The organism is Paenibacillus sp. FSL R5-192, assembly GCF_000517845.1.
Classification (GTDB): domain Bacteria; phylum Bacillota; class Bacilli; order Paenibacillales; family Paenibacillaceae; genus Paenibacillus; species Paenibacillus amylolyticus.
The window spans coordinates 1-12836 of sequence record NZ_ASPR01000033.1; the positions used below are offsets into that span (position 1 = coordinate 1).

General features: G+C 50.4%; 6 protein-coding genes. All 6 read right to left on the minus strand.

Features of this window, described 5'->3' with window-relative positions:
* A partial coding sequence (locus C161_RS19250; RefSeq protein WP_036672065.1) for an AAA family ATPase occupies positions 1-1876 on the minus strand: 1876 nt, incomplete at its 3' end.
* On the minus strand, positions 1873-3057 hold the full coding sequence (locus C161_RS19255; protein WP_036672068.1) for an exonuclease SbcCD subunit D: 1185 nt from the start codon (positions 3055-3057) through the stop codon (positions 1873-1875). The genes C161_RS19250 and C161_RS19255, both read right to left, overlap by 4 nt.
* 59 nt (positions 3058-3116) lie before the next feature.
* Positions 3117-7544, minus strand: coding sequence for a helicase-exonuclease AddAB subunit AddA (gene addA, locus C161_RS19260; protein ID WP_036672071.1), 4428 nt, complete (start codon positions 7542-7544; stop codon positions 3117-3119).
* Positions 7541-11044, minus strand: coding sequence for a helicase-exonuclease AddAB subunit AddB (gene addB, locus C161_RS19265; RefSeq protein ID WP_036672073.1), 3504 nt, complete (start codon positions 11042-11044; stop codon positions 7541-7543). Before addB ends, addA begins: the two co-directional genes overlap by 4 nt.
* Positions 11045-11243: 199 nt before the next feature.
* Positions 11244-12620 (minus strand): class I SAM-dependent rRNA methyltransferase, encoded by a 1377-nt coding sequence (locus tag C161_RS19270; protein WP_036672074.1) that lies wholly within the window; start codon positions 12618-12620, stop codon positions 11244-11246.
* A gap of 22 nt (positions 12621-12642) precedes the next feature.
* The coding region (locus tag C161_RS33050) for a hypothetical protein (protein ID WP_235193863.1) at positions 12643-12836 on the minus strand (194 nt) is incomplete at its 5' end.

The following is a 12836-nucleotide window of genomic DNA, read 5'->3' on the forward strand; positions in this document are numbered from 1 at the left end:
GCCCGTGTTCGGGCGACCCGGCGGGCTCGGGCTCCGCTGCCGCAGGCGCGGCCTCGGCTGCGGCAGGAGCTTCGCCGGCCGCAGCGCCAAGCTGCGTCAGCAGGCTGCGACGTTCGTGCAGCTGCTGGCGTAGCCCAAAGCGCAGCTCCTGCAGCTCCGCGTGCAGGCTGCGCAGCAGTTCCAGGTCCGCATCGCCTGCGTGCGGACCTTCTCCCGGCGGCGCAGCCGGGAGCGGGTGGTGCGGCGAGCCGCACACCGGGCATGGCTCGCCGTCGTGCAGTTCGGCGCGCAAGGCGGAGGACAGCCGGTGTAGCTCCTGCTCGCGCATCGTGCCACGCAGCCGTTCCTCCGCAAGGGCCAGCAGGCTTTGTTCGCGGCTAATATCCTGCTCACAGGCAAGCAAGGCCTCAAGACCTGCTGACGCCTGTTCTACCAGATGCTGACGCTGATCACTCAGGCGTTTTTCTTCCTCAGCCGCCGCCTTCAGCTTGTCGGCTCCCTGTTCTGCCGATTGCTTATAGGCTTGCATGTCAGCCTTATTTTGCTGCAACTGCTCCGCGGCAGTATCCACACGATGTTTCAGTTCTAGCGCAGCTTGAAGTTGCCTGCGTTCCTCTGACTTCACTTCATTTGGCTTGAGGCTCTCCTGTAGTTCCTCTCGCCGTTTGCGTCCGCGCTGTTGCAGTTCCTTTTCTTTCTCAAGCTGCTGTCCCAGCGTAGTTTGTTCGCTCTGCCCCTGTTCCAGCAACTGCGCGAGGCGCGAGCAATCGGCTTGAAGTCCGTCCCGTTCACGTTGCAGCTCTTTCGCTTGTTCGAGTTGCTCCAGGCGCAGCAGAAGTTTCGGTTCTTCCTCAGTCATTTGCTTGCGTGCCGTCTCAGCCTTCTCCGCTTCCTGAACAGCCAGACGCTCATGTTCCAGTGCTTGCTGATGAGCTGTCTCGGCAGTATCCTGCCGCTGCTTCTGTGTAGTCATGGCATCTCGAACCGTCTGCAATGCAGGCAGTATTGCATCTGCCGCAACGGATTGTTTCAGCCGTTGTTCGCCTACCTCTATCTGTGGTTCCAGTGCTTTCAGCTTCTGCTGTTCATCCGTCCGGGCCTGCCGTTCGTTACTTAACTCACGAATTTTGCCCAGTTGTTCAGCTTCCTTCACAGCTTCATCCAGCGCTTTGCGGGACAATTCAGACTGCTGAACAGCGTTTTGAAGAAGACGTTTCGTTTCTTCCAGCGTCTCCTTGCTGGCATTCCCAAGTCCCTGTTGCTCCGCAGCAAGAGATTGGTGAACCATATCATTATCCTTAACCCGCCGACTTAATTTGATGGCCAGCTGATCCCCATACTTCTCCAGATGGAACAATCGTTGCAGCATCTGACGACGTTCACTGCCTTTGAGTGACAAAAACTCGGCAAACTTCCCTTGCGGAAGCACCACTGCCCGTGTAAAATCATCCATCTTCAAACCGATCACATCTTCAACGCAGCGATTCACATCTGCCAATTTGTCGGCAAGTACCTGTTCTTCGCCATTAACCGTCTCTATGAATTTGCTGATTGTGTTACTCACCGAAACTTCATTATTTCGTTTGAAACGTCGCTCTACCCGGAACCTTCGAGTGCCTTCCGCCGACATCAGTTCAAATGTAAAAGCAACCGACAACGAATCCTCTGCATGATTCATAATGCCTTGCGTCCCGTTCACCGCGCGTTCCACTTTTCCGTACATAGCGAGTGTGATGGCATCGAGCAAAGAAGATTTACCACTACCCGTTGGACCGAAAATACCGAATAGTCCCGTCTCCGTCAGCACGGTAAAATCAATCTCCTGCATCTCCCGATAACTTTGCAGTCCGGCAACTTTTAATAAAATCGGCTTCATCTTTCCTCGACCTCCTCACGCGCACCCGGCTCGTCTTCATCCACAAGTTCCAGGAAAAGCTGTACCAGGCTGTCTTCCGGTTGTGCACCACCGGTCTGACGCTGATAAAATTTACGGAACAGTTCATGCACAGGTAGCTCGGATCGTTGCTCCAAAAGTCCTGCTGCAGCCATCTCGGGATACACCGGGCGAATATGGATGATACCTTCATGTGATTTTCGCAGCTGCTGAATCTCCTTCAGGGACATCGCCTCGTCCAGCCACACTTCCATGTCGATAAAAGCCTGTGGATCACGCCCCTCATCCAGCCAGCGATATACTTCTGCCAGACCACCACGGGCCTGCCAACGTACAAGCGGACGCCCGGACGTTAACAAAACTTCTTCTACCTGTGCTGCTCCACCCGGCGCCAGATCAACCATCGTGACAGACTTGCTCTGCCCTGCTTCCGAGAAGCTGTAGGCGAGAGGAGAACCGCTATATCGAATCACACCGTCTCCTTTGACAGCCTGTGCACGATGAAGATGCCCAAGCGCCGTGTATTGCGCACCAGTCGCTAGAGATGAAGGGTCCACCGTGTAGGCCCCACCGATCTGAATCGGACGTTCCGAATCACTCTCAAGTCCGCCGAGCACATAGATATGACTCATGGCCAAGTTCACGGTATCCGGGCGAAAAGAAGCTGCCAGACGCTGCATTAACATGCCCACCCGGTGACTGTATGCCTGACGAAGCACATTTTCGTCCCCATCTGTTGTCAGCAGTTCATTCAATCTGGCTTCAGAAGGATAAGGTAATGCGGCAATCTGTGCAATTTCTCCGGTTCGCTTTGCATGGATAGTCACCGCTTCTGAAGTAGGCATCCCTACGAGTGTAATGCCCTGTCTGTTCACAAGTGGAGTTACAGAAGCTACACGTTCTGGCTGATCATGATTTCCAGCAATCACCACGAGGGGTCTTCCATGCTCCGTCAGACGCGCTGCCGCTTCATAAAAAAGCTGTTCCGCCGCTGCGGGAGGATTCACCGAATCATACACATCTCCGGCCATCAATATGGCATCCGCCTGCTGCTCATCAGCTACCCTGACGAGTTCATCAACGAAATCTTCCTGTTCACGCAGTCGGCTTCGTCCTTCCAGCGTTTTTCCCAAATGCCAGTCCCCTGTATGCAAAATACGCATTGTCCGTTCCACCCCTCTCCCATATGAAATCCATGGTTTTAAATTCCGATCCAGTTCTTTTACAATTCCACTGCATGTCCACCATCAAAAAAGTACAGCCATTTCCGGTCAACTTTCCGACCCAATATATCTTCAATGGCCCGGCCATACAGATCTAGCTGGAAGCGATAATTTTTGGTAAGTTCATCCAAACCACCACGATGCTCCAATACCCGATCCGTCTTGTAATCAAGCAAGACAAGCTCGCCGTCCACCTCATACAGACAATCGATAATCCCCTGTACAAGCACGGTTTCATTTTCAATCGTTGCCTGCATTTTGCTATCTTCATTTAACATCTGTATATCTGAGTTCGCCGCCCGTTCATGTAGCCATTCCACAGGAGACTGATGTGCCGGAAGTCCATACACAAACGGAATTTCCCGTTTCACCCACGCTGCACGCAATAATTCTTTTCCTGGTTCTGTATTGAAAAATCCGGCCAGTTCTTCAGGTTCGATAGCCGCAGCATGATGGGGCAGCAAAATCTGAAGCTTAATCAACCGCTCAATCGTCTGTTCAATAAGCTGTGAATCAACGGATGATCCATCTATAGGAAGATGCTGCATCAATGTATGATACACGTTCCCCCGTTCTGCCCCTGTCAGCTGCGTTGCCTCCATGAATTTCGGACGACGCAGGTGCAGTTTGAAAGACGTACCCGCAGATCCCGCATCCGAAACGTTCACCGTACCGTTTGAATCTGACCCTGATCCAGTCTCACGCTCGTTAGATTCATCGGATACGCAACGTAGTACATGGCCTGCTTCATCTTTGGTGTAATTGATTCCTGGGGTGTTATAATCCAATAATTTCTCGGACTGCTCTCCCAGTTCCTCCATCACCTCTACGGACTGGATATCCTGCATCGCAAGTAACGTTTTCAACTCCGTGACAGATGTGCTCGCTGCTACTTGAGTTGCTGCTTCAAAGGGGTACGTCCATGAAAGTCGTTGATCAACCTCGTTGATCAGCCGTGCCTCCTCTTGTTGAAGATCTACTGTAGCTGCACCTTCATCTCCAATGTTTTGGTTAGCCGTGACTTGTGCACTCTTCGTCAGTTCTTCTACCGTTGAGGATGTAACCAACTTCACAGGCTGAACGGCTTTTAGTGCAGCAATTCGTTCTTTCCGCACCTCAGTCATCCCATCTTCTTCCCCAAGTGTCTGATTCACCACATGGTCACGGGACACGTGATCAGCGGAAATAATAGAAATCGCCCATCGAGATTGATCATCTGCAAGACAGGCTGAGAACGAATCATTGCTTCCTGCAAGTTCACGCAGCACAGCCGCATCTGGATGTCTCATCAGGGATGGCCCAATCCAGTCCAGGTAGTTTCGTCCTGCAGCAAGCAGATAGTCTGGCAATGCCAGTTCAGGGCTATCCTTGACCTGAGACCACGCGAGCGCTTTTTTCGCGGCATCTTTTACGGTACCTAGCAGAATCATTTTCTCTTTGGGACGAGTCAACGCAACATACAGCACACGTATCTCTTCAGCAAGCAGTTCAAATTGCGCCCGACGACGAATCGCCAGATTGGCTAATGTAGGATAGGCAACCCTGTTCTCACGATCTACAAACCTTGGACCAAATCCCAGTTCCTTATGCATTAGAAACGGTGCGTTCAGATCCTGCTGATTGAACATCTTAGATATGCCACCGACAAAGACAATTGGAAACTCCAAACCCTTACTCCGGTGAATGGTCATGATACGTACGGCGTTGTCCTGCTCACCAGAACTACTTGCTACAGTCCCGAGGTCTCCCCCGTTTTCCCGTAGTCTGGAAACATAGGTCAGGAAACGGAACAAGCCACGATTTGCAGTTGATTCCTCATATTGTCGTGCGCGATCGTACAATGCCTTAAGATTACTTTGACGTTGCAGTCCTCCTGGAAGACCACCAACCCAGTCCAAATAACCGGTTTCCCGATACATACGCCAGATCAGTTCACTTAAGCTGCCTTGTCTTGCCTCAAGTCTCCACTGCTGCAATTGACGCATAAAACGAATTAACTTTTGCTGCAACTCCGATCCTGAGATCTCCGTTATGCCCAGATCCTCACTTGCATGTCCCGCAACACCAGCATCTTGTATTCCATCTGTCTGTACTGTACGCCCATCGAATTCGTGTACATCGTCCAGAGTCTCTGCCTCAACTGAAGCTGCTGTTTCCCGCTCCCCCTGTTCCATCTCTGACCAGGCTTCCGGCCACTGCAACTGGACGATATTGGAATCAGGATGATTATCCTGCCGGGATTGTTGTACAGCATTAGTGGAGGAATCGCTCCAATCTCCCGCAGCCGATATAACCGCATCATAGAATGACTGTCTTTTGTCACCAAGCCGAATCTGTGCCAGTTCCTCTTCATCCAGTCCAACAATCGGGGAACGAAGCACGGAAGCGAGCGGAATATCCTGTCTTGGATTATCAACAAGCTGAAGCAGAGACATCATGATTTCCACTTCTGTAGCCTGAAAATAACCCTTGCTCTGTTCTCCTCCAGCAGGAATTCCCTGCTGTCTGAACTCCTCAATCATGAGCGGAGCCCACATCAAGGTTGAACGCAGCAAGATGACCATGTCACCGTAACGTGCCGGGCGCATCGTTTGCAGAGCTTTGTCATATACATGAAGGGCAGGTTTGTCCGTGTCTCCAACCATCTCCCGAATACGCCTTGCGATTGCCCTCGCTTCCAACTGGGCTGTTTCAAGTTCGGCACTCTCCAGTTCTGCGGAGACCGATGCATCCCCATTCTCATCCGTACTCTCTGTCAGATCAGGACCACCACCCTGACGATCGATCAGCATGAGTTCAGGTGTATACGCCTCATCACCAAGTGTTTCTGACGGGAAGGTAGCCCCATATGCCAGTTGAGCTCGTTCATCGTAAGCAATCTCTGCCACACCTTCGTTCATGAGTTGCCGGAATATCATATTGACCGAATGCACGACTTCTGCTCGACTACGAAAATTCCGCGCAAGATCAATACGTTGACCTGTACGATGCAGACGTTCTTCCACCATTCCGTCCTCATTTGTGCTCGCTCCATACTGGCGATACTTGTTCATAAATAGACCTGGCTCAGCCAACCTGAAACGGTAGATACTCTGTTTGACATCACCGACCATGAATCGGTTACCCGGGTTTTCTCTGGAGATCAGTTTCACGATATCTTCCTGAACCGTATTGGTATCCTGATATTCATCAAGCAACACTTCATCGAATCGCGAATGGTACTCCATAGCCGCATCGGAAGGCATCGACAGTTCAGGCGTTGAATCCTCATGTCGCAAAATGTGAAGACAGTAATGCTCCAGATCACTGAAGTCAACTTGCCCACGTTCCTGTTTGGCCTGTCGATAACGTTCTCCAAATGTACTAACCAACCTCGACAACTCCTGCATGAGTGGTGCCGCTTGCTCCAACTCCTGCCAGAACGCAAACGCACTTCTCCCGAACAATGAACCTTTCAGGTCGGTAACTGCCTTTTTCGCGGCCTCACGGAGTTCCTTCACCTGATCCTGTAAAGCCGGGTCTGTTTGATCCTTTTTGCAGGGTTTCAATTTGCCAAATGTAGCGGGTTGAAACACTTCAGGCAACCTTTCCCATGGCATAATCTCAACCGCAGACAACAGCTCTTCTACCATCACCAGGTCTTCTTTTAACGTATCTGCATAAGGTGCCGGACCTTCAGGCTGCATGGAAATATGAATGCCTTGACGGAGCAATCCTGCTGCACCACTTAAAGCAAGAGCCGCATCACGCAAAATACTCTGAACCCATGCTGAATGTCCAAGTGCCTCTACACTTTCCACCTGAAAAGCAGACGCCATCTCTGAGAGCCAATGATCCGGCCAGGAATGACTGCGGGAGAAATCATACAAACGTTGCACCAGTCGATGCATCGCATCATCGTTTCGTTCTCCACTGAACCAGTCTACTAATTCGCGGAATGTACTCCCTTCATCTTCTTCGCCATATTTTTCCTCAAATAGTTCTTCAAGCAGTTCCTGCCGCATGATTTCCGCTTCATTTTCATTCAGGATACGGAAAGCCGGGTTCAACGGAATTTGCTGATAATAACGGCGAATGACTTCCATACAGAATGAATGCAGCGTTGTAATAGATGCCCGTCCAAGCAGCGACAGCTGCTTACGCAGATGCTCTTCTCCAGGCTGTTCTTCCAGCGCACGTTCCAACGCTTCCCGAATCCGTTGTTTCATCTCGGCGGCGGCCGCTTTGGTAAACGTAGCTACAAGTAAACGATCCACACTGTATCCTTGGGAGGGATCTGCGATCTTGCGAATAATTCGTTCAACCAGCACGGCTGTCTTGCCTGATCCCGCCGCTGCGGCAACCAGTATGTCTTCTCCGCTTTCCGAGATGGCACTCCACTGGTCATCACTCCAGAAGCTACCCTCCGGTTTTGGCATATTCGTCATGATGTTTCCCCTCCCTTGGTGTGAGATAACATATCCCAGATTTGCTGTTTGCCCGGTTTGGACAACAGGTTATACTCATTTCCTTCTATATTCTCATCAAACTGACAAACAGGCTTATACGGACAGAACGTGCACGCCACTTCCTGCTGAATACGATAAGGCTCAATGGCCACATCCCCATCCGTAATTCGGGTACCAATCTCACGGATATTACTGCGAACCGAAGCAAGCAGCGTATCCCATTGCTCTGGCGTAGCTACAGCGGCGCTGCTATAAAAGCTTCCGTCCGCCTTAAGGGCAACTGGAATAATTGCTGAATACCCCTTATCCAGGGTGTTGTCCATTTGAGCGATTGCGTCCCGATCGGCCAGCAGCAAACCTTTCATTTTGAACCGTTTCAGCAGTTCTTGTCCTGCCTGCTCTGATGTCATGCCGTTTGCGGATTGCAACAGCGGGTTATGCACATGGAAATACAACGTTCCTCCCGGCATCGCCGTTTCCCCAAGCCATTCTTCGGCAGCACTAAGCAGCACCTCCAGATAGGTGAGCATCTGTAATGACAGACCATAGTAAACTTCATGTAACTTGAGGTCCGTTTGGCTTGATTTATAGTCAATGACACGTAAGAGCAGACCATTCTCTCCTTCTGCGACATCTACACGGTCAATTCGACCCACGATCTCCATCACACAACCGTTCTCCAGTTCAAAACGTAATGGCGGCAGTGTTTTATCCGGTCCAAAATCAAGCTCCAGCCCAATCGGTTCAAAACTTCCGCGTCTGGACTGTTCACCAAGAATGACGGATGCCCGGCTAACAATGTCCTTTAATTTGCGGAAAATATAACCGTATCGCTTGGTGCTTAGCAAAATCTCCCCTTGCAGCTGTGGTGCAATCTGCTCCACCGTTTGCTCGGCTTCCTGACGGCATTGGTCTGGAGTCAAACTGCCCCAACTACGATTTTCTTCACGCAACCGCATAGCCAGCTGGCTTAGTGCAGCATGAAACAGCTGTCCGATATCAGGAGCCTGAAGGCGATACAATTGCCGTTCTTTGAGGCGCAGCCCATGCGAAGCAAAATGGGAGAACGGACAAGCTACGAAACGCTCCATTCGCGAGACACTCGTCCTCACCTCTGTACCATACAGTCTGCGACTGGTAGCTGTACGTAGTGGTAAGGCCCGATTACGATAAAAGATCGATCCCATCAACCGCTCCAGCTGAGGTCTGCTTGTCTCTCTAGATACATGCCAATTGTAGACCGCCCACCACATTTCAGGGATGTCTTCTCCGCGGCGCCATTTGCGCAATTGTCCAATGAGCGTAGACAGACTCTGACCTGGATGGGTGACATAGGACCAATGCGCTTCTTCCGAGTTCGCAACCGGTGGTTGAGCGAGCAATGGCTGTTCTTGTAGACCAAACATCTTCCGTACATGGCGGACAATCTCGGAAGGAAGCAGTGTTTTCCCCTCATCATCAGCAACCGGGTAACTCAGCCACAACTGGCTGCTTGCCGCTGTAAGTGCCGTATAGATCAGGAAACGTTCATCCAGCATCTGCCTTGTTGCACCTGGTCCAAGCGCCACGCCTCTTTCCGTCAGTAACGCTCTCTCCAGTTCCGTTAATACGCCATCATCCTGAGGTACAGCGGGTAATTCACCATCAACGGCGCCAAGGATAAATACGTATTTGATGTCCTGAAGGCGTGTACGGTCCATAGAACCCATCAAAACCTGATCAAGTGCTGGTGGTACCAGACCCAGCTTCAGTTCCGTCAATCCGGTCTCAATCATCCCGGAAAACAGCGTGATATCCAGCCGTTCATTCCCCATCATATCGACCATCTGATCCAATAAATCCAGCACAGCTCCCCACATCTGCCGATGTTCTCTCGACCGTTCGGGGTCACCTTGTGCCTTAGCTTCAGCAGACATATTCTCCAGCTTCCATGCGATCTCAGCATCTTCCAGCAGTCTGTATAGTGCCTCACACTGGGCTTTGGCTGTCTTTGCCTTTTTCATTCGCTTCTCAAAAACACCCAAGGAATCTGTAATGACCGTTCGGCAGCTCTCCATTAAAGAAAGCATCTGGTCCCGTCCTCGACTACGGCCATCCTGACCGTTGTCTTCCAGCGACAGGCTTGGTACATACTTCCATGGTTTGCCGTCAGTCCAGCGATACCCGTGAATACCACAAGCCAGTACATAATTCTCAAGCTGGTCCATATCTTCACGAGTGATGGAACCATCACGCGGAAGCAGCAAATCCGTTTTGACACAGCGAAATACATCCTCGTAACGCCAGTGGCGCCGAACAATATCCAGTGCGGAACGGATAAACTCAGATAATGGATGATGAAGTTCATTTCTTCTCCGGTCCAGAAAGACGGGTACGTCATAATCCCTGAATAACGGTTCAACTATATCAGCGTAGGTATCCAACTGCCGGACAAGTACCGCCATGTCCCGATAACGCGCACCTTCGTTTTGTGCCAGGCGCCGCATCTCACGCAGTGCTCCCTCCATCTCAGCTCGTCGGTTCTCCGCTGCAACCAGTTGGATTCCGGAATCAAGGCCTTCACTTTTCCAACGAATTCGCCGGTCGAAACCAGCCTCCAGATGAGCAAGTCCCGGACGATCCTTGTATCTCGGTGGAATCTCCGAATCTAGCACGGTTATATCGCTCGTTACACCCAGTTCGTCAGCCATTCCTTTCAGGCGTGCATAGGCACTTGCCGTAGGATAAAACAGTTCCAGTTCTCCAGGCAGTGCGCCATGATCATAAGGACGATCCAATGTCAGGGCAATCGTCACGGAAGAGGACTGCAACATCAGCCTACCGATCACACTCATCTCCTGTGGTGTGAATCCCTGAAAACCATCAATCCAGATCTGGGCATCCTGCAGCAATGCACTTTCCGACAAACGATCTGTCAGCTCGGTCAACGTGTCTTCATCATCAATATATAAATTGGTCAGTTCCTGTTCATAGTCACGATATATCAGATTCAAGTCATGCAACTTGTCCTCCAGAATCGGCGAAGTGGATGAGCTATTCCCTCCAGACAGCCCGTCTTCCAGCATTGATGGATCAACTTCATAACGTTTAAATTCACTATATAAGTCATTTAATTCGCCTATAAAACCCAGCTGGCTGCCGGATGCACCAAACAGCTTCAATTCTTCCTTACGGCGCTGGATGACCTTGTAGAGCAGCATCTTTTTGCCTTCGGCTCCGATCGGAATACGAGCAGAACCACCTGCTTCTTGCATTACACGATAGGCTAAACGGCGAAAGCCGAGCACTTCTGCACGCATGGTACCTTTAATTGCTCCAGAAGACACCAATGCCTGCTCTGTTCGAAAAGAGCTCTGTTCGGGAACGAGCAAAATTAAAGGTGTACCTTGCGGTTCTTGTTGAAGCAGGGATGTAATTTCCCGGGTAATCAGCGAGCTTTTGCCGCTGCCTGCCCGGCCAATAACAAAACGAACGGACATGTCTAATCCTCCAAACCACACGTACAAGATTTTAATTCCCAGTATAACATATCTGACTTGGTTCGGAACATACGTTTGCCACTATCCGGTAAAACCGGAGATCATCTCCGTTAACACAGCAAAACAGCAAAAAGCCCGCAGCTATCACACTGTGGACTTTTGACTTGATCTATATTTGATTGGAACGAAAATCATACGATTAATTCTTTTTACTGCGCACTTCGAAAATAGCAAATTTCAGGTAATGTCCTTCATCCACGCCCAAAATTTGTGGGTGATCCTTACCGGCTGCTTTCCAGTCGATCAAACGAAGCACTTTGCCTGCATCTTCCGCTGCATCGGCAATCGTATCCAGGAAGAGGTCTGGACGCATGTGATACGAACAGCTGGCTGTTACCAAATATCCACCCTCATTGACCAGTTTCATTCCTTGCAGATTGATATCTTTATAACCGCGACATGCACCTTTAACTGCTGATTTCGTTTTGGCAAATGCAGGAGGATCAAGGATGACCACATCAAATGTTTTACCGCCAGCTGCAAGCGCTTTGGATGTATCCACTTTCTGTTCGCCTGCACGTGCACGTGCGGTACGTTCATCCAGCCCTTTCACTTGTTCACGCAAGTACTGGAATGCATCAGCAACTACGAACTCGACCCGGTCAGTGAAACCGTTCAGCTCCACATTTGTTCGTGCACTCTCAATGGCATGCTCCGAAATATCAAGACAAGTCACTTTTTTGGCTCCATACTTGCAAGCATTCAACGTAAAGCTACCCGTGTGTGAGAAACACTCCAGTACAGTGGCACCATCCCAATATGGGAATGTAACTACTTTACCACTTTTATTCACAGGCAAGAGCTGCTCTGTGCCATCCTGCTCGGTCGTTTGTAGTGTGATTCCACTCTTGTAGCCCCAACCCTTCATAAGCGGTTCGATGGCTGCACGATTCTCGCGTTGGTCGAAGAAGTAACCTGTCTTCTGCCCTTCCACGATATCCACTTTAATGAGTAGTCCATTCTCTGTAACCGTGACATGTCTTGGGCAATCTCCGTACAGTGGACCTTTGGTCTGCTCCAAACCTTCCAGTTCACGAATCGAGACATCACTGCGCTCGTATATACCTTCCGGCTGCATTACTTCAATGAGTGCCTGTACGATGGCTTCACGGCAACGATCCATGCCAAGTGTAAGCAACTGTACAACGAGAATGCTGCCGAATCGGTCAACGATTAATCCTGGCAGAAAATCAGCTTCGCCGTAAACGAGACGGTATGCCTCTCCATCCTGGATAAAACGTTCCCGGTGACGCAAGCAATCGCGGAAACGCGCTGCAAAAAACGCGGTGTCCATCTGTTCGGACTCCAGCGGTTGATACGCTACAACCCTTACAGTGATCTGAGATGCAGGATTGTAATAACCTGTCGCCAGATAGCGACCTTGATGATTCAATACATTGACCAGATCTCCCGGTTCCGGGTTTCCGTCAACAGAGGCAATTTCATTGTTAAATATCCATGGATGTGCATGTTCAAGCCGCTTTTTGCGACTGCGTTCGAGTGTAACTGATGGCAAGGTAGATCCACTTCTTTCATAGTTAGTTGAAAAGATAGGTTTGGTGCGGCGCGTAAATGACGTTCCGGGTTCGAATCGATCTTCCGATCGCTGTTGTCTCCAGATTTTTTTGATTCCCTTTCTTAAAGGGGAAAATCTGGAGACAAAGGCGCACGCTTCGCTTCTTCAGATTCGATTTCGTCCCCTCCACTACGCTTGCACGAATCACCGTATCTT

Bases quoted from the DNA above. Each gene is read 5' to 3' on its own strand.
- addA (WP_036672071.1), bottom strand. From the start codon at position 7,544: ATGACGAATATGCCAAAACCGGAGGGTAGCTTCTGGAGTGATGACCAG.
- addB (WP_036672073.1), bottom strand. From the start codon at position 11,044: ATGTCCGTTCGTTTTGTTATTGGCCGGGCAGGCAGCGGCAAAAGCTCG.
- C161_RS19255 (WP_036672068.1), bottom strand. From the start codon at position 3,057: ATGCGTATTTTGCATACAGGGGACTGGCATTTGGGAAAAACGCTGGAA.